Origin of the sequence: Bacillus cereus group sp. MYBK15-3 (assembly GCF_051916765.1) — a bacterium.
GTDB classification, from domain to species: Bacteria; Bacillota; Bacilli; order Bacillales; family Bacillaceae_G; genus Bacillus_A; species Bacillus_A cereus.
In genome coordinates, this window is record NZ_JBQAHG010000015.1 from 1 (window position 1) to 21,548 (window position 21,548).

The following is a 21,548-nucleotide window of genomic DNA, read 5'->3' on the forward strand; positions in this document are numbered from 1 at the left end:
AGCGTTCATCCTGAGCCAGGATCAAACTCTCCAATAAAGTTAGTTTGTCTAGCATCTAAAATAAAAATTGACGTTTCACGTTGTTTGTTTCGTTCAGTTTTCAAAGAACTAAAAGCGGGTGAAGAGAATCGAACTCTCGACCAGAGCTTGGAAGGCTCTTGTTTTACCACTAAACTACACCCGCGTGGTCGGGAAGACAGGATTTGAACCTGCGACCCCCTGGTCCCAAACCAGGTGCTCTACCAAGCTGAGCCACTTCCCGTAATTGGCGCGCCCGAGAGGAGTCGAACCCCTAACCTCTTGATCCGTAGTCAAACGCTCTATCCAATTGAGCTACGGGCGCTTATTCATGATGTTTTTTCGTCGTTGTAATTTGGCGACTCAATTATCTTATCATACTACATTTTCAAATGCAAGTACTTTTTTAAGATTTTTTTGATGCGGCCGAGAGGACTTGAACCTCCACGGGGTTTCCCCCACTAGGCCCTCAACCTAGCGCGTCTGCCGTTCCGCCACGACCGCGCGGAAAAAACAAAAGTGAGCCATGAAGGACTCGAACCTTCGACCCTCTGATTAAAAGTCAGATGCTCTACCAACTGAGCTAATGGCTCGTAAATGGCTGGGCTAGCTGGATTCGAACCAGCGCATGACGGAGTCAAAGTCCGTTGCCTTACCGCTTGGCTATAGCCCATCGAAATAATTATCTTCTTTTCAAAGACAAATGTTATTGTACCATAATGTCCAACAAAAAACAACTGCTATATAGCAGAAGTTAAAATGGCGGTCCCGACCGGGGTCGAACCGGCGATCTCCTGCGTGACAGGCAGGCATGTTAACCACTACACCACGGGACCATTTGGTTGCGGGGACAGGATTTGAACCTGCGACCTTCGGGTTATGAGCCCGACGAGCTACCGTGCTGCTCCACCCCGCGATAATACTATTCATATAAAATTATATGGTGGAGGATGACGGGATCGAACCGCCGACCCCCTGCTTGTAAGGCAGGTGCTCTCCCAGCTGAGCTAATCCTCCAAAAGTGGTGACCCGTACGGGATTCGAACCCGTGTTACCGCCGTGAAAGGGCGGTGTCTTAACCACTTGACCAACGGGCCAATATGTATGGCAGAGAAGAAGGGATTCGAACCCTCGCACCGCGTTAGCGATCTACTCCCTTAGCAGGGGAGCCCCTTGAGCCACTTGGGTACTTCTCTGTATGGCTCCGCAGGTAGGACTCGAACCTACGACCGATCGGTTAACAGCCGATAGCTCTACCACTGAGCTACTGCGGAATAATGAAGACAATTTGTATCTTATAAAAATTCTCTCTGTAAGTCAAGAAGTTTTTAACAACATCTTGTTCAAACGTGACATGTTTATAATATACTGGATTGCGTTTTTACTGTCAAGATGTTTTCGATATCGGTTTGAGTTTCCCTTTACACTTTCCACAGACATATCTTTTTGTATTTATTTGACGCCTTCTTACATATTGAAGTGAACACTCCATACATTCATACTTATAAATCTTTTTTTCCTTCTCTTCATTAATCATTTGTTTACAAAAACGTGGTGCATCAACTTTCTTTAACAACTCACGAAAATCCCTGTCCCTGTGCTTATACCCTCTTCCTGCAATATGTAAGTGATAATGACAAAGCTCATGTTTAATAATCCCGACTAACTCTTCTTCACCATACACTTCGTAATATCGATAATTCAGTTCGATATTATGACTCTTCAATAAATAACGCCCACCAGTTGTACGTAATCTATTATTAAACACTGCTTTATGTAAGAACGGTACCTCAAAGTATTGTAGTGACACTTCTTCCACTAGTCGCTGAATTTCTTGCTCATCCACTCTCATTCCTCCTAAACAAAAAATATTTTTACACTTTTCTCCCTTCTTATACATATATTAAATAGTACATATACCCATCCTCATGTAAGAAACGTGGTTTCTAAAAACAAAACATGAATAGAAATCCACTCACCAACCTCTCATCAATAGCATTTTAGATTTTTGAGAGCAGGATTAAACAAGGAGGGATTCCTATGCCTACGTGGCTAAAAAAACAAATGCAACGTGCATATTTCGAAAAAAACCGGTATCAAATTAAATTATTAAATGAATGCTGGTTTTATTATAGCAAAATACATCAAAGCTCATAATCCATTACACTTTTTATTCCATAAAAAAAGAGCAGTTTCATCTGCTCTCTTCTCTTACTATTCAATCGGCAACATAGATAGTGCAACGCGTCCTTTTTTTGTATCAATATCATCTACCCATACTTTTACAATTTGCCCTACTGATACAACATCTAACGGATGCTTTACAAACTGTTTGCTAAGTTTAGAAATATGTACTAAACCATCTTGCTTTACGCCAACATCAACAAAAGCACCAAAATCAACAACGTTACGAACTGTTCCTTCTAATTCCATACCACGTTTTAAATCTTCTAATTTCAAAATCCCTTTTTTCAGAAGTGGTTTAGGCAACTCATCCCTCATATCTCTTTCTGGACTAATAAGTGCATCTATAATATCAACTAACGTCGGCTCCCCAACTCCTGTTTCTTGAGATAACTTAGAAATCTCTACTTCTTCCAATCTCTTTTGTAATTGCGGTTGTCCTACGTCATCTATCGATAACCCTAGACTCTTCAATAACAATTCAACATTCTTATATTGCTCTGGATGAATACCTGTTCGATCTAATGGATTCGCTCCTTCTAGTATACGTAAGAAACCTATACATTGTTCATACGTCTTTGCACCTAAACGCGGGATTTTCTTTAATTCCGTGCGCTTTGTGAATTTCCCATCTTCTTCTCTCTTTGCCACAATATTTTTCGCAACAGTTTTCGATAAACCTGAAACATATTGTAACAATGCAACCGAAGCCGTATTTACATTAACCCCAACTTGGTTAACAGCTGTTTCTACTACAAATGTTAATGACTCATTCAGTCTCTTTTGAGATACATCATGTTGGTATTGTCCAACCCCAACTGATTTAGGATCAATTTTCACAAGTTCAGCAAGTGGATCTTGCAGACGTCTTCCAATAGAAACGGCACTTCTCTCTTCAACTTGTAAATTTGGGAATTCCTCACGAGCTAAATCAGAAGCTGAATATACACTAGCACCCGCTTCATTTACAATAATATAAAAGACATCTCGGTTCACACTTTGTAATACATCTACTATAAACTCTTCTGTTTCTCTAGATGCTGTCCCGTTACCAATTGCAATCATTTCAACTTGATATTTATCTATAATAGAAAGAACTTTCGTTTTTGCATCATCATATTTACGAACAGGTGGATGCGGATAAATAACATCGATATGTAGTACTTTCCCCGTATCATCTACTACAGACAATTTACAACCAGTTCTATATGCCGGATCTACCGCTAGCACGACTTTCCCTTTCATCGGAGGTTGTAATAATAAGTTACGTAAGTTCTCAGAGAAAATATGTATCGCTTGTTCTTCAGCTGTTTCTGTTAATTCTTTACGAATTTCTCTTTCGATTGAAGATTGAATTAATCGTTTATAACCATCTTCAATCGCTAATTGTACATAATGTGCACTTTTCGAATCGTTATCACGAATTACTTTCTTATTTAAGAAAGTTACTATCTCATCTACTGGCGGAACAACAGCAACTCTCAATATATCTTCTTTCTCGCCACGATTCATTGCTAATACACGATGTGGTACTACTTTTTGCAATGGTTCTTCATAACTGTAATACATTTCATATATATTCTTTTCATCTTTTTCTTCATCTTTCACGGACGAAGACATAACACCTTTTCTAAAAGTAACATTTCGAATCCAACTACGATACGCAGCTTCATCTGAAACCATTTCTGCAATAATGTCTTGTGCACCTTGTAAAGCTTCTTCTGCAGATTGCACTTCTTTCTCTACATTAATAAATTCCACTGCCTTTTTAGCCGGATCTTCTTTCTTATATAACAATAACCATTCAGCTAATGGTTCTAATCCTCTTTCTTTAGCGATTGTCGCTTTCGTTCTTCTTTTCTCTTTATATGGACGATATAGATCTTCTACTTCTTGCAACTTTGTAGCTTTAACAATTTGCTGTCGTAGCTCTTCTGTCAGTTTCCCCTTCTCATCAATAAGACGAAGAACTTCTTCCTTCCTATCTTCAAGTTGCATCATATATTGCCATCTCTCTAAAATCGTACGAATTTGCACCTCATCTAAAGAGCCTGTCCATTCTTTTCGGTAACGAGCAATAAATGGAACTGTGTTACCTTCTTCTGTTAATTGAATAACATGACGAACTTGCTTTTCGGTAAAGCCTAATTCTTTCACTAACATTTTCATTAACGCTTGTCGATTATCTACCATTTCCATATACAACCGTAACCTCCTCTATAATAAAAAAAGTTGCCCTTCAAAGAGAGCAACTTAAACTGCCGATTTAAAAATCTATTAGTCCTAAACTAATTTGTAACGCTTCATCTACACGACTCATCATCACTTCATCCAAATGAGTGATTTTGTCCGTTAAGCGTTGCTTATCGATTGTTCGAATCTGCTCAAGTAAAATAACAGAATCTCTCTCAAAACCATACTTTTTCGCATCAATTTCCACATGAGTGGGTAATTTCGCTTTTTGAATCTGTGCAGTAATAGCCGCTACAATCACCGTTGGACTAAAACGATTTCCGATGTCATTTTGAATGACAAGAACCGGACGAACGCCTCCTTGCTCAGAACCAACAACTGGGGAAAGGTCTGCAAAATACACGTCGCCGCGTTTTACAATCAAAATATTACCCCCCGCTAACTAAGCGTTCTACTGTATGAGCTGCTTCATACTCTGCTAAGAAAGCTTCAGATGCAATACCAAGATTAATTTTTCCCATTTCAATGTACCCACGTCGCATTGATTCATGTTGGTAGCGTTTCTTCGTCTTATGTTGACGCAATAACAATTGTGTTGCCTGGCAAATTAGTTCATGGCGATTCTTATTCTCTTGTTTTCCAATTCCGTCCAATTCCGTTACCATTTGCTTTGGCAACCGAACCACGATTTCAGTAGTTACACTTGATTCGGACACAAAAATACACCTCCACCGTCAACTACACACCCAAATATATATATGACACCTATTGTAATAATACCATTGTATGGAGCCTGTTGCAAAGACTTCCTTATTCCTTGCTTATGTTTTCCAATTCACAAACAAAACATTCATCTTCTTAAATTTTTTATCTCATAACTAACTCAAAACAATAGAACCCCTCTTCAAAACTTACGTGCAACTTATATAAAAAATGATTATAAGTAAAAAGCTTCTCATCAAAAAGAGCTTATTATCCAGCAATGAACAGTCACTCCAATGACAAGAAGCAATCATACTACCTTCTATATATTGTTCAAGTAATTAATTATCTCTACAACCTTACCATTCCGTATAAATATTCTTGGCACACGGAAACTGATTGTTGCAATAATTTCATAATTAATAGTCCCTGAGTATTCCGCAACCTCTGTAGCGCTAATATACTCATCTCCTTGCCTTCCAATAAGCGTAACTTTCGTACCAAGTGGCACTTCACAAGGAAGATGAATCATGAACTGATCCATTGTTACTCGCCCTACAATCGGTACCCTTTTACCATTTATAAGCACTTCAAATCCTTGTAACCTTCTAAGCCACCCATCTGCATAGCCAATCGCTACAGTCGCAATCCATTCTTCAGTTTTCGTTCGATAGGTGACGTTATAACTAATTCCATCACCTTTAATTACCTGTTTAATATGAGCGACTTTCGTATGAAGTGATAGCGCCGGTTCTAATTCAAATGGTAAAAAAGGACGTATTTCTACAGAAGGAGATAATCCATACATTGCAATCCCAATTCGCACTGCATTAAATGTAATCCCTTGAAAACGTAACGTCGCAGCACTATTAGCTGTATGAACAAACTTAGGATCCACTCCGAATTCTTTCAACCAACTTAACTGCTCCAAGAACGTGTTATATTGCTTATCAAAATACGAAGTCTCAACCTCATCTGCCGTTGCAAAATGCGTGTATACTCCTTCTAACTCTAAAAACGGTGCACCCTCTAAACTCTTTAAAAATTCTTTTAGCTCTTTTCTTTCACGTATTCCAATTCTCCCCATACCACTATCAAAGTTAATATGGAATTTCATTACAGATGAACCATCCCAAAGTTTAATTGCTTCTTCCACCCATTCTTTTTGAAAAACAGTTAGCGCTACATCATTTTCAGCAGCTACATTTACATCACGCGGCGGCGAGGGACCTAACACTAAAATCGGTTCAGTAATACCAGCCCTCCGAAGCACTAAAGCTTCATCTAAAAAAGCAACAGCTAACCTTGTTGCACCTGCTTCTAATGCCGTTTTAGCCACCGGTACATAATCGTGCCCATATGCGTTTGCTTTAACTACAGCAAAAATCTCTACATTACTTGGGATGAACTCTTTAATATGTGTAACGTTGTTATAAATGGCATCTAAATCCACTTCCACCCAAGTGTCACGGTAAAATGGTGCTTCTTCCATAAATACACTTCCTTATACACGATATGCGAAGCTTATTCTTTTATATGCTTCTTTTATGAAATCCACCTTCAAACTAAGAAAAGACGTGGTGCACATATATCACCACGTCTAAGAAGTTTACTTCACCTGCTTCGCTGTAACTGAACGAGCAACCATTAACAGCTCCTTCGGCTCTAAACCTTTAGACACGAGCATATATTCTACTCCGTTATGCGACCACGTTACAGAGTCTTTCGTTAATGCACCAATCGTAAACCCAAGATCAACTGGTTCTCCACTTACACTTACCGCTGATGATGCCTCTGCAACTTTTGCCTTTTCTTGTATTAAAGTAAAGGATTTCTTATTTCCAGTGTATGTGAGTATCGCACGCTTGCCACTGTCTGTCTTCAACTCTTTTTCATCTTGCAGAGTCATACCTTGTGGTGTATCAAGTGGATACAAAATAGCAAACGGTTTGTCTTCTTTCGCTGTTGTTTGAACATCTACCTGTGCTCTAGACATATTTTGTTTCGTATCAAATGCACCTTTATCAAATTTCGCATCGAATTTCACTTTAGAGAAATCTACTTTCACAAGAACATTTTGATCATTATCCATTAACTTCACTGAAACTGGAGTCAAGTCGCTCTTATTCAATGTAATCTCTTGTCTCGGCAACATATTTTGATGTTGATAGTTTGTTTTTGTTTTAAAAATATAATACTTATCTGTTTTCTCAAAAGTAAGGTTTTTCTTGTCCTGCAAAATATCTCTTACAAGTGATTCATATAAATAAGCCTGGCTACTATTTTGCGGCCAATCACTTTGAAAACGGAAGCTCTTATTAAGTGCTGGCGTTAATACAAATACACCTTCTTCATTTCTCAAAATAATTTGGCTCTGATCTTTTTTTGCATTTTTTAAATTCACACGATAAAAAGACGGTTCCTTATGCCAAATCTCTACGTTATACTCTTGAGGCTCATTGCCTGTTTTAATAGATAATTTTGCCTCAGCTTGATAACTTTTCATCCCTTTTACTTTTGATTCTAAATCTCTCACGACATCATCTTGCTTCTTTTCCATACAACCCGCCAACACAAAAACGGTCAACAAACCGACAAGAACTAAAAACAGACGCCTTTTCATCAATTCAGCCCCTTTGCCCCTATAAATGAATGGAAGATGTACCTTCCTTATCGCTACCTCAAATATATGAGACAAAGATATAAAATATGCAGACTAGCGTGACGAGCTTTCTAAAACAACTTGAGCAACAGCAAATTCCTTACTATGACTAATTGATAAATGAACAATATACTCTGTACTTGTAATCAGAATTGGCTTACCTCTTTCATCATTTTTCACTTCAATATCTAAAAAACTCACTTCTTTTCCGATACCAGTACCTACAGCTTTTGAATACGCCTCTTTCGCTGCAAACCTTCCAGCTACAAACTCTGTAAGGCGACTTCCTTTCAGCTCCATAGCAACATTACGTTCATTTTCCGTTAAAATACGTTCCATAAATTTAAGCTTTCCATCTAGCATTTTTTCAATACGATTTAATTCAATAATATCGATACCAATCCCTATAATCATTTCGAAATCCCCTTCTTCTATTTAACTTTCTTCTTTCATATTGATAAGAATAACAGAGAATCTTTCTGATGCAAAAGGGGTGAAAGTAACCGTATGCTAATAAGATCCACTCATATTTCTTTACAACCGACTATTCTTACCTTACTTCTTATTCATTTAGTCATGATGATATTAGGCGACTTTTTTCTCTTGCCACTGGCAGCCTCTAATGAATATATCGCTAAAGGAGAATGGTGGCGTGTCATAACTTCTCTTCTCGTACACGTAGACTTACAACATTTTCTTTCTAATAGTATTTTTTTGTTTGCTCTTGGTTCTTCTATCGAAAAACAACTCGGACACTTTTCTTTTTTTATTCTATTTTTTCTCTCTGGAATTTCTGGAAATATTTCTTCTTATATTATTATGCCGCTTGAATATATTCACGCAGGTGCATCAGGTGGTATTTTCGGACTATTAGGTGCACAGTTATTTTTATTGTACAATCGATACCGCTCTTCAAAACCAAAAGAAATTGCCATTTTCTCAATTATGATTCTTCTATTACTGCTATTTACTTTCTTTAACCCTTCTGCCAATCCGATCAGTCATTTAACAGGTTTAATAACCGGTGGCATTTTAACCCCTTTTTTAACCAAAAAAAACGATGGTGCAAAGCTTATTTAATATAAAAGCTTGCACCATCGATAATTTCTACATCTACTTGTTCACTTAAATCTCTCATTAATTGAAATAAAGACTCATCCTTCATCTTCGCCTCAATCATACAATCAATTTGCGGAACACTTCCCTTTATCCTTCTTAAAAAAGATAAAAATGCCTCTACATTAATATAATCTGCATGAGCTCTTGGATCTTTTCCCTCTCTAGGGCTAGAGATATGCATTTTAACCGGCAACAAAGACGTTTCCCACGTATGAACGACACGTGCCCAGTCTTCATACCAATCTTCTTGCTCATTATTCATCATATGGTGATGCAAGTCAAATACGACGGGAATATCTAATTTTTCTCCTAAATATAATGTTTCCTCTAACGTAAAGGTTGTATCATCATTTTCTAATATAATCATTTCTTGAATACCCCTTGGGACATTCGACCAATTCTCTATAAAGCGCTCTAATGCAAGTTCTTTATCTTTATATCCTCCTCCAACATGCAGTACACATCGTTGCTTATGTTCAATCCCCATACCTTTTAATAATTTTTTGTGCATCTGCAATGTTTTTACAGATTGTTTAAAAACACTCTCCTCAGGTGAATTTAGTACAACAAAATGATCTGGATGGAAATCAATTCTCATATTCATATGAACTGCATATTCACCTAGTTTTTTAAAATTTTCTTTTAAAGGACGAATATAGTTCCACTCTAGCAATTCCTCATGATTCGCTAAAGGAATGAGCTTTGAACTGAGCCGAAAGAAAGATATGTCATGCCCTTTATTATGCTTTAATAAACGTAAACAATTTTCTAAATTGGAATTAGCAATTCTTTCAAGTTTACGAATTGCAGCAGCACGATCATCTAATTTCTGAAACTGTGCATACGTCATCGTTTGAGATGGAGATGCATTCTTCAAATGTACACTCATCGCAACGTAACCAAGCCTTACAAGCATATAACAGCCCCTTTTCTATCATAACTATTATGTAGTATGCACAATTATAGAAATAAAAAAAAGAGAATGCCCGCAAAGGGCATTCTCTTTTTTTATTAAGCTTGTGGACGGCTATGATGTTTTCTTTCGCCGCGTCCATTTGAAGAACCAGGGCGCCCTTGGCCTTCACCTCTACGACCACGACTACCACCATCACGATTACGATCGCGGTTACCATCACGATTGCGATCACGGTTTCCGTCACGATTACGTCCATCACGGTTACGGTCACGATTACGTCCATCGCCACCGCCGCGTGCATCACGACTACGATTACGGTTACCATCACGGTATCCGCCTCCGTTACCGCCGCGTTTTTTAGAACCGCCGCCTCTTGAAACAACAGGTGGTTCTGATGTTAAAGCGATCGGAGTTGTATCCGGCTCTTTAGTCATCATTTTTAAAGCAGCAGCTACTACTGTTACAGAGTCATTTTCTTCTAACATTTCTTCTGCAATACGCTTGTAGTATGCTAAGTTTTCATTTTCAATTGTGCTTTGAAGCTTTTCAGCGATTAAACGTTGTTGACCTTCTAATGCCTCGTCAAGTGTCGGTGCATCCATGCGGTCCATTTTACGTTTTGTTGTACGCTCGATATTTTTTAATTGTCCTGATTCACGTGGTGTTACAAATAGCATTGCAATACCTTTTTTACCTGCACGACCAGTACGACCGATACGGTGAACGTATGATTCTGGATCTTGTGGAATATCGAAGTTATATACGTGCGTTACGCCTGAAATATCAAGACCACGTGCAGCAACGTCTGTTGCAACAAGAACTTCAATAGAACCTTCTTTAAATTTACGTAATACAGACATACGTTTCGCCTGAGTTAAATCACCGTGAATACCTTCTGCAGCATAACCACGTAAGTTTAATGCTTCTGATAATTCATCAACACGACGCTTTGTACGACCGAATACGATTGCAAGCTCTGGAGATTGAATATCTAATAAGCGTGTTAACACGTCAAACTTTTTCTTTTCTTGCACTTCTAAATAGAACTGCTGAATGTTTGGCATTGTTACTTCTTTTGCTTTTACTTTAATGTGTTGAGGCTCAGTCATGAAACGCTCAGCAATACGGCGGATTGGATCCGGCATTGTCGCTGAGAATAGTAATGTTTGATGTGTTTCTGGCACATCTGTTAAAATTGCTTCAATGTCTTCAATGAAGCCCATGTTTAACATTTCATCCGCTTCGTCAAGAACAACTGTCTCTACGTTTTGCAGACGAAGTGTTTTACGGTTAATATGATCTAAAATACGACCCGGCGTACCAACAATAATGTGTGGGTGTTTTTTTAGAGCACGAATTTGGCGGTTAATATCTTGACCACCATAAATTGGTAAAATACGAACACGTTTATGCTTACCAATTTTGTATAATTCTTCTCCAACTTGAATTGCTAATTCACGCGTTGGCGCGATAACAATACCTTGAACCGATTCTTTATGTGTATCCACTTTATCTAGTAGTGGTAATCCGAATGCTGCTGTTTTCCCTGTACCTGTTTGCGCTTGCCCAATAATATCTTTACCTTGCAATGCATGTGGAATTGTTTCAGCTTGAATTGGTGTAGCCTCTTCAAAGCCCATACTTTCAACAGATTGCAGTAAAGAATCACTTAATCCTAATTCTCGAAATGTTGTCAATGTTACTTCTCCTTTTCTATCCTATACTTATCATTTAAAAAAAGGCGTTTTCCGAATTTGCGGAAAAGCCCTTTTCCTGAATGCTCACGTATATAAACGGGCGTATATTCTTCACGAAAATACTTCTAAACGTTATTACACTTTATCAATTATAAGTTTTGTATGTGTAAAAAGCAAACCCAACTGTTACCTTATTTTCATATTCAGAGTTTTTTTCTTCACTTTTATTTTTTTATATTTACTGTAAGCGCTTATTATAAGTTTCTTCTATTTTCGTAACTATCATCCCTATTTATATACACCAATTATTTCAACATCGTAATTACTTCTTCTAATTTCATACCGCGAGATGCTTTTATTAATACAACATCTTTCACATCGACTACTGCTTGTAAATCTTTTACTAACTCTTCTTTATTATCATACGCCTTTACACGTTCATTAGGGAAATTAATTTTCGCTCCTTCAGCAATTTGAGCCCCTAATCTACCGTATGTGAATACATGCGAGATTTTTGCTGGATCGATTAATTTTCCTACCTCATAATGGAACTGTACTTCTTGATCTCCAAGTTCTAACATATCACCAAGCACAACGATTTTTTTAGCAAAACCATCTAAACCATTCATTAAATGGAATGCTGCTTCCATAGCCGTCGGACTTGCATTATAAGCATCGTTGATAATTGTTAAACCACTATTTGTTTTCACAATTTCCATACGCATGCCCGTCATTTGAAGTGTTACTAAACCTTCTTTCATCTCTTCCCACGTTACACCAAAATGTTTCGCAATTGCCATTGAAGCAAGTGTATTATACACATTATGTTTTCCTAACACCGGTAAGTAGAATGAAATATTTTCATCTCTATTCATTTTGAAATGTGTCCCAGTTGCTTGTAATGTTACAGTCGTTGGATAATAATCGTTTGCTCTTGCATCACCAAACGTAACCGTTTCTGTTGCTAAATTCATTTCAGGAACACGATTCGTTAATAAAGGCTCATCCCCGTTATATACGAACACGCCACCTTCTTGTAACCCTGTAACAATTTCTAATTTCGCTTCAGCAATCGCCTCACGAGATCCTAAATCCATTAAATGTGCCTCACCAATATTCGTAATGATAGCTGCATTAGGACGAGCTAACTTAGATAAGAATTCAATTTCGCCTCGGCTTGACATACCCATCTCTAATACTGCTACTTCTGTATTTTCTTCTAAGTTTAAAATGGTAAGAGGTAATCCGATATGGTTATTGAAGTTCCCTTCTGTTTTTTGCACTTTGAATTTAGTCGCAAGAAGACTTGTTACAATATCTTTCGTAGATGTTTTACCGTTACTACCCGTTACACCTACAACTTTAACATCCAATTGATCGCGATAGTTTTTCGCTAACATTTGCAATGCGGATAGCGTGTCTTCCACAAAAATAACCGGAAGATTCTCAGGTGGATTCGCTACATCTTTCATCCATAATGTAGCCACAGCTCCATTTTCAACAGCTTTATCTACAAAAGCATGTCCATCAAAGCGCTCCCCTTGAATCGGAACATACAAGTTTCCCTTTTCAATTTTTCTTGTATCAATAGACACGCCTTGAATAGTAATTCCCTCATATTGCTCTGCTAATCCAGTACCATTTACCATCTGTTCCACTTGCTTTAACATTCGCTTTATCATATAGAAACGCTCCTTACATAGAGGAAGCACTATTCCTACGAATAGTGCTTCCTCCTTTTTTGTTAGATTGTATATTTAATTTTTTGTTTTTCTTCGTGACGTTCAATCGCTAAACGAATTAGCTCTTCGATTAATTCTGGATACGGTAACCCAGTATGTTGCCATAATAGAGGGAACATACTGAACGGTGTAAATCCTGGCATTGTGTTTACTTCGTTAATATACACTTCTCCATCTTTCGTTAAGAAGAAATCAGCTCGCGTTAAACCTGCACCGTCTAATGATTGGAATGCAATAATTGCATCACGCTTAATTACATTAGATTCTTCTTCTGTCATTTCAGCTGGAATAATTAGCGCCGTATCACCATCGATATATTTCGACTTATAATCATAGAAGTCCTTTTTCGGAACGATTTCACCTACAACTGAACATTTCGGCTCATCATTACCTAGTACCCCAACTTCTACTTCACGACCTACAATATTTTCTTCTACAATAATTTTGCGATCAAATTGGAATGCCTCTACAAATGCATCCTCAAGTTCTTCACGATTTTTACACTTATTAATACCAACACTTGAACCAAGGTTCGCTGGTTTTACGAAGCAAGGATATCCTAACTTATCTTCTACTTTAGAATAAGCTTCCTCACGATTTTTTTCCCATGCACTACGAATGAAGGATGCATATTTTGCTTGTTTTAAACCAGCCTCTGCAAAGATGTTTTTCATAACAACTTTATCCATACCAGCAGATGATGCTAGAACACCATTTCCTACATAAGGGATATTCATTAATTCTAATAGTCCTTGAACCGTTCCATCTTCACCGTTTGGTCCATGTAGTAATGGGAAAATAACGTCAATAGCATTCTCCTCAGAAGCTGCAGATGGGATAATTTCTGTACTTAATGATAACGGAGAAATCGCATTTTCTGCACCGCTCATTTTTAAAGCTTCAACATCTGTTACTTCGCCTTCAATACGCTCACCGCGTACCCATTGACCTTGTTCTGTAATATAAATTGGATGAATCTCGAATTTATCTTGATTTAACGCTTTAATAGCAGCAAGAGCCGTCTGTAGCGAAACTTGATGCTCAGCTGATTTTCCACCATATAATAAACCTAATTTAATTTTCGTCAATGAAATCACCCTAACCAATTGTTTTCATTTTTCTATTTTAGCACTTTTTATAAAAATAGGTAGTTCCTATTTGAAATAAAATGTAACTTCCATAAATAATTAAATAACATCACTTATTGGTTTTTCATTTCATTTTCTATATAGCTACACAAAATAAAATGGCAATCTAATCTAGTTATGTACCTAAAATATGTAGAAATCCCCTTTTTTGTGTATGTCACCTATTCACTAAGAAGATTGTTTGGTTAGTGTGTCTTTTTGCCTTTGCTCCACAAGGCGATCTAAAGAAACATATACAATACCTGCAACTACACATCCTACAGCTAAAATTGTAAATAGAAAGTGACCAAGTAATCGATCTAATAAAAAACCTCCCAAAAGTGGACCAAATGCGCTTCCTGTAATCCACTGCAAACTTGCAGCTCCCATATAAGTCCCTCTCAAATGCTCAGGGGCCAAATTTGCTACAAATGTCATCTGTACAGGCGACATAATCATCTCACCTAACGTATATATAGCATAAACGAACAGTAGTGTTATTAAAATAATTGTAGCATTTGTATTAAATTCTCCAAACCACTTCGGTAACCACCCTATAAAAAATAATCCAATCCCGAATAAACATGCACCATATAACATCGTCTTCCCGACTGGTTTATCCGTAGCCCATTTTGAAATTTGAAACTGGAATAAAACAACTAATAATCCGTTTAACGCCATTAAATATGGATATGGATTATTCGTTCCAAAAATACGCTTCATTTCATTATCAAAATGTAGTGGCAACATGCCTTCCGTTTGAGAAAACCCCATCGAAATAATAATACCTGCTAATAAGTAAATCATTAATGCCTTATCTCGCATTACAATTTTCCAAACTGCCCCAGATTCCTTTTCTTTATGTTCTTCCCTATCTGTCCTTTTTGGCATCGTCTCTTGAATAAGAAGTAATACAAGTAACGCATAAAATAGCATTGTAGAAGAGGCAATAATAAACACAAGGTTCTTTGACAACACAACTACTGATGCTCCCATTATCGGACCAATCGCAGCACCTATATTGTGTCCCATTCGTAATAAACCATATGCCTCTGTTCTTTTTTCTGGTGCCGTTACATCTGCGACCATAGCTGATGCAGCTGGATGAAATAAAGAATTACTCAACCCTAAAAAAATAGATAAAATTGCATATGGAATAAATCCTTCTATAAATAGAAAACCGAGCATTAATAATGCATTACTTGCCATAGAAAATATCATAATAGGCTTTCTTCCATATATGTCAGCAATTCTCCCTCCTATAAGTGATCCAAAGCTTGCAGCAATTGGAGAAAGCGCCATAATAACCCCAACTTCCAACAACGAATCTACCTTATCTTTTAAATATAATGCAAAAAAAGGCATTAACATCATCATTGCAATTCCATTTAACGTCTCTCCAATAAATCGAATCCATACGTTACGGTCCATCTCCCTTAACTCACGCCACGTATTTTTCATCATTCCACCCCTTTAGTTAGCCAACAATTATCTTATAACAAGTTCAGAAAAATGTAAATTTTCAAATAAAAAAATCCATTCTAACAGAATTAGAATGGATTTTTTCGCTTATAAATTTGCAACATCTTCATCTTTTTTACTATTATTTAAAGCACTATGTTTTCGGCTATATAAGAAGTAAACCGCTATACCAATAACCATCCATATCCCAAAACTAATCCACGCTGTCCCCGATAATTGAAGCATTAAGTATAAACAGAAAATCACTGTTAATGCTGGTAAAAATGGTACAAGCGGAGCCTTAAATGCCCTTGGTAAGTCTGGATGAGTTCTTCTCATTACGATTACCGCAACAGCTACGAGTGCAAATGCTGACAATGTCCCCATATTTACAAGATGTGCTAAAACATTTAAATCTATTAATCCTGAAATCAGTGCCGCAATAATCCCCGTTGTCCATGTATTTAAAAATGGCGTTTTAAATTTCGGATGAACTTTAGCAAGACGCTTCGGCAGTAAACCATCTCGGCTCATCGCATAAGAAACACGAACTTGCCCATACATCATAACTAGCATTACTGTTGTAATTCCTGTAATTGCTCCTACTGAAATTACCCCCGCTAAACCATCTTGTCCAATAAATTGAAGTGCAAAAGCAACTGGATCTGATATATTTAGCTGGCCGTATGGAACAATCCCTGTCAAAATAAGCGAAACAACGATATAAAGAACTGTACAAATTAATAACGATGCAATAATACCAATTGGTAAATCACGTTGCGGACGTTTCACTTCTTCTGCCGCTGTTGAAACTGCATCAAATCCTATAAATGCGAAGAATACTGTAGCCGCTCCAGCCATTACACCATCTAAACCAAATGGCATAAAGGGCGTCCAGTTTTCAGGTTTCACATAATTAAAACCAGCAAAGATAAAAATAAGAACAACTGCTATTTTAATAAATACCATAATGTTATTTACTCGTGCACTTTCACGAACACCCCTAGATAAAAGAACTGTCATCACTAAAATAATTAGAACTGCAGGTAAATCAATTATTCCACCCTTTCCTGTACCAGGAGCCGAGGAGAGAATAGTCGGAATGTGAATTCCAAACCCCTTTAATAAAGATTGAAAATATGCAGACCAACCGTTTGCTACAGCAGATGTAGCAAGTAAATATTCAAGCATTAAGTCCCAGCCAATTAAAAATGCGAACACTTCCCCCATCGTCGCGTATGTATACGTATACACACTGCCCGAGACAGGAACTGAAGAAGCAAATTCAGCATAACAAAATGCAGCAAAGGCACAAGCTAACGCGGCAATCGCAAATGATAATATAATAGCTGGCCCAGAATGTTTCGCTGCCACAACACCCGTTAGAACAAAAATACCAGTTCCAACAATTGCTCCGATTCCAAGCATAGTTAAATCTAGCGCACCCAATGTTCTTGCTAACGTTTTTTGCTTACTTTCATGCATTAACTTTGCAATTGGCTTCTTTTGAAAAATTTGCTTCATCTTTCACTCCTCCAAGTTTTAAATTTTCTGAAAATTTTTAATTCGCTTTTTTATTTTACTCATTACGCTTTTCCTAGTCAATACTTTTGTCGAAACAAGTAGAAATTCTTCTGAATATGCACGATCCTTATTATTCTTTCTATATATCTTTCCATTATTTTTTTGGTATTATTATACATGTCGATTCCGTGAAAAAGGCATGTCCCTTTATTGAGAGCATGCCTTTTTTACTTATTTCACAGTATATGAACCTTGTTCAATCCAGCTATACATATACTTTTCATCTTCTGTTTCATGTGCTTGTTTTACAATACGAAGCGGACGGAATGTGTCTATCATAACAGCTAATTCAAGTGTCTCTTTCTTCCCTATACTTGCCTCTGTTTTCCCCGGATGCGGTCCATGGGGAATCCCGCTCGGATGAAGTGTAATAGAACCTTCTTCCACACCTTTGCGGCTCATAAAGTTTCCTTCTACATAGTAAAGAACTTCATCACTATTAACATTACTATGATAATATGGTGCTGGAATTGACTCTGGATGATAATCGTATAAACGTGGTACGAAAGAGCAAATAACAAAATTATGTCCTTCAAATGTTTGATGTACTGGCGGTGGCTGATGAATGCGCCCTGTAATTGGTTCAAAATCCTCTACATTAAATACCCACGGATATAAATAGCCATCCCATCCAACAACATCTAACGGGTGGTGTCCTAAAACATGTTTATGCATATAGCCTCTTGATTTTGTCATTACGACAAACTCGCCTTTTTCATCATATGTCTCTAATTTTTCTGGACCACGAAGATCTCTTTCACAAAACGGACTATGCTCTAACAATTGTCCGTATTCATTTCGATAACGACGCGGCGTTGTAATTTGGCTATTTGCCTCTACAACAAGAAACTTAGTCTCTCCTTCATCTGGAATAACACGATAAATCGTTCCAATTGGAATCGTTACATAGTCGCCTTTTCTATAGTGAATCGTTCCAAACATCGTTTCAATTTTCCCTGTTCCATAATGAACAAATAACATTTCATCGCCATCACCATTACGATAGAAATAATCCATTTTTTCTGTTGGACTCACTACTCCAATTAACAAATCTTCATTTCCAAGTATGAAATTCCGTCCACTTATTGCATCACCACTTTTTTTACTTTCTTTCGTTCGAAAGTGGCGATGAGAAAGAGCAACATCCTCTTCATACTGCAACTGACAAGAATGCGATAATGCAGAATGACCTACTTCTGTTGGCATATAATGATGATACAAAATAGACTGCGTACCAGAAAAACCTTTTGTTCCCATTACCTGTTCACGATAAAGCGACCCATCTTTTTTACGAAATTGTACATGTCGTTTATGAGGTAGTTCTCCCATGTGACGATAAAACATGCCCATCACCCGCTTCCTTTTCTTTTTTGATCGTATTACGTAGTGTACCTAAACCAGTAATCGACAGTTCTACAACATCTCCATCTTGTAGCCACTCTTCTGTACCCAGTTCTAAAATACATCCTGTTCCTACTGTCCCAGAACCAATCACATCTCCTGGATATAACGTAACGTCCTCTGAAGCACGTTCAATCATTTCAGCAAATGTATAGTAAATATCTTGGAAGTTTCCTTTTGATAATAGTTTTCCATTTACATGAGCAGTCATTTCTAAATTATATCGATCACCATTACGATAAACGTCTAATTCCTCTTTCGTAACGAGATGTGCTCCTAATGAAGTTGCAAAGTCTTTTCCTTTCGCTGGACCGAGACCTACTTTCATTTCTGTTGCTTGTAAGTCTCTCGCACTCCAGTCGTTCATAATACAATAACCAAAAATATATTCCTCTGCTTGCTCTCGAGAAATATTTCGCCCTTCTCTTCCTATTACGCAAGCAATCTCCAACTCATAATCAAGCTTTTTAGACTTTTTCGGACCAATTACAAAATCACCGGAACCAATTACAGCACGATGATTAGTAAAATAAAAAACCGGAATATCATACCATTCAGGCACAACATCTAATCCTCTTCGTCCACGAGCTGTTTTTACATGTTGTTCAAATGCGTAAAAATCTCGAATACTACTCGGATTAGGAAGAGCAGCTGTCAATTGTACTTCTTCTAAAGCATATATACCCTTATTTGGATTCTTAATATTCCGCACTACTTCTACATACTCATCCGCTTTCTCTAAAAAATCCATCATAGAAGAAGGGATTTTCCCTTCACTAGCAAGATTCATATCTATTACTTTGTCACCTTCAAGCCATCCAGCCCGTAGTTCTTTTGAAGGAAGACGAAATGTAACAAATTTCATCCTGATTCCTCCTTATAAAAATGAAATTTCCACCAGCAAAGGGACTTTTGCTGGTGGATACAAATCTTATAAGTTTCCGCGACGCTCTTGTTCTCTTTCAATTGATTCGAATAACGCTTTAAAGTTTCCTTCACCAAATCCTCGAGAACCTTTACGTTGAATGATTTCAATAAATAAAGTCGGACGATCTACAATTGGTTTCGTAAAGATTTGTAGTAAGTAACCTTCATCATCACGATCTACTAAGATCTTTAATTCTTTTAACTTATCAATTTCTTCATCGATTTTTCCAACTCGTGCAGTTAGCTCATCGTAATAAGTATCAGGTGTATCTAAAAACTCCACCCCATTTGCACGAAGCGCTTCAACTGTTTTAACAATATCACTTGTTAATAAAGCAAGATGTTGTACACCAGCTCCATTATAGAATTCTAGATACTCTTGAATTTGTGACTTTCTCTTTCCGTCTGCTGGTTCGTTAATAGGAAACTTAATACGACTTCCATTCGTCATAACTTTTGACATTAACGCCGAATACTCTGTACTAATATCGTCATCATCAAAATGAATCATTTGTTTAAAGCCCATAACATTCTCGTAATAACTAACCCACTCTTCCATTTTTTCAACATTACCAACTACATGATCAACAGCAATTAAACCAGACTCCTCAAATGGAATATTAAATTCTACCTTTTGGAATCCTGGCATAAATGCCCCTTTATAATTTTTACGCTCTACAAGCGTATGAATTGTATCACCATACGTACCAATAACTGCTTTTTTCAATGTACCGTCCTCATCTGTTAATTCCTGTGGTGGAGCAATTGCGACGGCACCACGTTTCACTGCTTCTGAGTATGCTTTATCAACATCATCAACAAGTAGTGCCACATCCTTCACGCCATCACCATGAGTCTTTACAAACTCTGCAATACGATTTTCACTACTTAAAGCTCCAGACACAACGAAACGCATATTTTTTTGCACAAGAACATAAGATACCTTTTCACGGTTTCCAGTTTCTAATCCAGAGTAAGCCACAATTTTGAATCCGAACGCTCTCGCAAGATAATAACTCGATTGCTTTGCATTCCCTACGTAAAATTCCAAATGATCTACATCACGTACTGGAAAAAAGTCCTCCATTTGTGCAGCTAGCGTATCCATAGATTTTTGTTTCATAATATCTTCATCCCCCTGTAAATAGATTAAATGGTCCATACTTAAAACCAACCGAAAACGCTTCCAACATTAATTAATAGAAATTAGTTAGCAAGCTAACAAATTCTGACCTTTAAAATTTTCTATCTTTTCTGTCAAATTCCTCTTTTTTTCTTACATATAAAATTCGACTTTTTTCTCTTTGAAATAAAGCGGGATTTTATTCAGTAGATTTTTGATTATTCGTTGAATCAAGTTTCAACCGCAGCGTTTAATTAGCCATGAATGCTGGATAATGAGGTAACTTTAATACTTGAGGGTATATAAGAAGAATATAAAAAAGACTCCAACATATTAACTACTTACTAATACGTTAGAGTCTTTATTTTTTTTGAATGATTGTATTTATATATCTCATACTAATACATTTGCAAGGAATAGAATAAATGATGTTAATATTACCGCTCCACCTAAGGATCCTAATAAATCTGTTTTTGTTACTTGAAACACTTGTTCACTGTTCATATCCCTCATTCTCCTTCCTTTTTTGTTTAATTTAAAACTTCTATTATACTAATACGCTTGATAAAAATACGATTAATGCTGTTAATACTACCGCTCCACTTGCTGATCCTACGAAGTCACCTTTTGTTACTTGTAATACTTGCTCTTTCATATCATTTATCCTCCTTTTTTCTTTTGTTACAAAGCTT

General features: G+C 37.1%; 20 protein-coding genes and 12 tRNA genes. 2 read left to right on the forward strand and 30 right to left on the reverse strand.

Going from position 1 to position 21,548, the window contains the following annotated elements; genetic code table 11:
- Window positions 1-113 precede the first annotated feature (113 nt).
- From ACTFR8_RS29765 to ACTFR8_RS29825, 13 genes are all read right to left on the reverse strand, one after another.
- Window positions 114-184, reverse strand: a tRNA-Gly gene (locus ACTFR8_RS29765).
- 1 nt (window position 185) lies between these two features.
- Window positions 186-262: transfer RNA gene (locus ACTFR8_RS29770), tRNA-Pro, on the reverse strand.
- 4 nt (window positions 263-266) lie between these two features.
- Window positions 267-343 (reverse strand) — tRNA-Arg (locus ACTFR8_RS29775).
- 96 nt (window positions 344-439) lie between these two features.
- Window positions 440-522 (reverse strand) — tRNA-Leu (locus tag ACTFR8_RS29780).
- A gap of 16 nt (window positions 523-538) precedes the next feature.
- Window positions 539-611, reverse strand: a tRNA-Lys gene (locus ACTFR8_RS29785).
- Between the two features lie 5 nt (window positions 612-616).
- Window positions 617-691, reverse strand: a tRNA-Gln gene (locus tag ACTFR8_RS29790).
- An 87-nt stretch (window positions 692-778) separates the two neighbouring features.
- Window positions 779-854, reverse strand: a tRNA-Asp gene (locus ACTFR8_RS29795).
- Between the two features lie 3 nt (window positions 855-857).
- Window positions 858-934, reverse strand: a tRNA-Met gene (locus ACTFR8_RS29800).
- A gap of 25 nt (window positions 935-959) precedes the next feature.
- A tRNA-Val gene (locus ACTFR8_RS29805) sits at window positions 960-1,035 on the reverse strand.
- 5 nt (window positions 1,036-1,040) lie between these two features.
- Window positions 1,041-1,115 (reverse strand) — tRNA-Glu (locus ACTFR8_RS29810).
- An 8-nt stretch (window positions 1,116-1,123) separates the two neighbouring features.
- Window positions 1,124-1,214, reverse strand: a tRNA-Ser gene (locus tag ACTFR8_RS29815).
- Between the two features lie 3 nt (window positions 1,215-1,217).
- A tRNA-Asn gene (locus ACTFR8_RS29820) sits at window positions 1,218-1,292 on the reverse strand.
- A gap of 113 nt (window positions 1,293-1,405) precedes the next feature.
- The gene (locus tag ACTFR8_RS29825; RefSeq protein ID WP_000344241.1) at window positions 1,406-1,864 is read right to left on the reverse strand and encodes a SprT family protein; all 459 of its coding nucleotides are present in this window, start codon (window positions 1,862-1,864) and stop codon (window positions 1,406-1,408) included.
- 194 nt (window positions 1,865-2,058) lie between these two features.
- On the opposite strand from ACTFR8_RS29825, the gene cmpA reads away from it, so the two are divergent.
- Window positions 2,059-2,175 carry a cortex morphogenetic protein CmpA gene (cmpA, locus tag ACTFR8_RS29830; protein ID WP_001143642.1) on the forward strand — a complete coding sequence of 39 codons (117 nt, stop codon included), beginning with the start codon at window positions 2,059-2,061 and terminating at the stop codon, window positions 2,173-2,175.
- Window positions 2,176-2,232: 57 nt separating this feature from the next.
- Here the strand turns inward: cmpA and ACTFR8_RS29835 are convergent, their stop codons facing one another.
- The 6 genes from ACTFR8_RS29835 to acpS all read right to left on the reverse strand — a co-directional run bounded on the left by ACTFR8_RS29835 (window position 2,233) and on the right by acpS (window position 8,173).
- On the reverse strand, window positions 2,233-4,401 hold the full coding sequence (locus ACTFR8_RS29835) for a Tex family protein (protein WP_000426241.1): 2,169 nt from the start codon (window positions 4,399-4,401) through the stop codon (window positions 2,233-2,235).
- A gap of 67 nt (window positions 4,402-4,468) precedes the next feature.
- Window positions 4,469-4,819 (reverse strand): type II toxin-antitoxin system endoribonuclease NdoA, encoded by a 351-nt coding sequence (gene ndoA, locus ACTFR8_RS29840; protein WP_000635965.1) that lies wholly within the window; start codon window positions 4,817-4,819, stop codon window positions 4,469-4,471.
- A 4-nt stretch (window positions 4,820-4,823) separates the two neighbouring features.
- Entirely contained in the window at window positions 4,824-5,111 is a 288-nt protein-coding gene (locus tag ACTFR8_RS29845; protein ID WP_000004570.1) for an antitoxin EndoAI, read from the reverse strand.
- A 308-nt stretch (window positions 5,112-5,419) separates the two neighbouring features.
- Window positions 5,420-6,589, reverse strand: coding sequence for an alanine racemase (gene alr, locus ACTFR8_RS29850; protein WP_000390617.1), 1,170 nt, complete (start codon window positions 6,587-6,589; stop codon window positions 5,420-5,422).
- 117 nt (window positions 6,590-6,706) lie between these two features.
- Window positions 6,707-7,657, reverse strand: coding sequence for a LolA family protein (locus tag ACTFR8_RS29855; protein WP_002004297.1), 951 nt, complete (start codon window positions 7,655-7,657; stop codon window positions 6,707-6,709).
- Between the two features lie 156 nt (window positions 7,658-7,813).
- Window positions 7,814-8,173 (reverse strand): holo-ACP synthase, encoded by a 360-nt coding sequence (gene acpS, locus ACTFR8_RS29860; RefSeq protein ID WP_000583417.1) that lies wholly within the window; start codon window positions 8,171-8,173, stop codon window positions 7,814-7,816.
- Window positions 8,174-8,266: 93 nt separating this feature from the next.
- Between acpS and ACTFR8_RS29865 the strand changes: the two genes are divergently transcribed.
- Window positions 8,267-8,839, forward strand: coding sequence for a rhomboid family intramembrane serine protease (locus ACTFR8_RS29865; RefSeq protein ID WP_000908523.1), 573 nt, complete (start codon window positions 8,267-8,269; stop codon window positions 8,837-8,839).
- Here the strand turns inward: ACTFR8_RS29865 and uvsE are convergent.
- The 11 genes from uvsE to ACTFR8_RS29920 all read right to left on the reverse strand — a co-directional run bounded on the left by uvsE (window position 8,832) and on the right by ACTFR8_RS29920 (window position 21,511).
- A complete protein-coding gene (gene uvsE / locus ACTFR8_RS29870) occupies window positions 8,832-9,794 on the reverse strand; it encodes a UV DNA damage repair endonuclease UvsE (RefSeq protein ID WP_252209758.1) in 963 nt (320 codons plus the stop codon). The genes ACTFR8_RS29865 and uvsE overlap by 8 nt on opposite strands.
- Window positions 9,795-9,889: 95 nt before the next feature.
- A complete protein-coding gene (locus ACTFR8_RS29875) occupies window positions 9,890-11,491 on the reverse strand; it encodes a DEAD/DEAH box helicase (protein WP_000206585.1) in 1,602 nt (533 codons plus the stop codon).
- A 305-nt stretch (window positions 11,492-11,796) separates the two neighbouring features.
- Window positions 11,797-13,173, reverse strand: coding sequence for a UDP-N-acetylmuramoyl-tripeptide--D-alanyl-D-alanine ligase (gene murF / locus ACTFR8_RS29880; RefSeq protein ID WP_000595963.1), 1,377 nt, complete (start codon window positions 13,171-13,173; stop codon window positions 11,797-11,799).
- 62 nt (window positions 13,174-13,235) lie between these two features.
- Window positions 13,236-14,321, reverse strand: coding sequence for a D-alanine--D-alanine ligase (locus tag ACTFR8_RS29885; protein WP_000161427.1), 1,086 nt, complete (start codon window positions 14,319-14,321; stop codon window positions 13,236-13,238).
- A 228-nt stretch (window positions 14,322-14,549) separates the two neighbouring features.
- Entirely contained in the window at window positions 14,550-15,821 is a 1,272-nt protein-coding gene (locus ACTFR8_RS29890; protein WP_000799724.1) for an MDR family MFS transporter, read from the reverse strand.
- Between the two features lie 108 nt (window positions 15,822-15,929).
- The gene (locus tag ACTFR8_RS29895; RefSeq protein WP_030029850.1) at window positions 15,930-17,345 is read right to left on the reverse strand and encodes an amino acid permease; all 1,416 of its coding nucleotides are present in this window, start codon (window positions 17,343-17,345) and stop codon (window positions 15,930-15,932) included.
- A gap of 231 nt (window positions 17,346-17,576) precedes the next feature.
- Entirely contained in the window at window positions 17,577-18,749 is a 1,173-nt protein-coding gene (locus tag ACTFR8_RS29900; RefSeq protein WP_013141710.1) for a homogentisate 1,2-dioxygenase, read from the reverse strand.
- A complete protein-coding gene (locus ACTFR8_RS29905; protein ID WP_000674007.1) occupies window positions 18,715-19,671 on the reverse strand; it encodes a fumarylacetoacetate hydrolase family protein in 957 nt (318 codons plus the stop codon). Before ACTFR8_RS29905 ends, ACTFR8_RS29900 begins: the two co-directional genes overlap by 35 nt.
- Window positions 19,672-19,737: 66 nt before the next feature.
- The gene (gene hppD / locus ACTFR8_RS29910; RefSeq protein WP_000810922.1) at window positions 19,738-20,856 is read right to left on the reverse strand and encodes a 4-hydroxyphenylpyruvate dioxygenase; all 1,119 of its coding nucleotides are present in this window, start codon (window positions 20,854-20,856) and stop codon (window positions 19,738-19,740) included.
- Between the two features lie 393 nt (window positions 20,857-21,249).
- Window positions 21,250-21,360: a DUF3948 family protein gene (locus ACTFR8_RS29915; RefSeq protein WP_001083690.1), complete on the reverse strand. Its 111-nt coding sequence runs from the start codon at window positions 21,358-21,360 to the stop codon at window positions 21,250-21,252.
- A 43-nt stretch (window positions 21,361-21,403) separates the two neighbouring features.
- Window positions 21,404-21,511 carry a DUF3948 family protein gene (locus ACTFR8_RS29920; protein ID WP_000664237.1) on the reverse strand — a complete coding sequence of 36 codons (108 nt, stop codon included), beginning with the start codon at window positions 21,509-21,511 and terminating at the stop codon, window positions 21,404-21,406.
- Window positions 21,512-21,548: the final 37 nt, after the last annotated feature.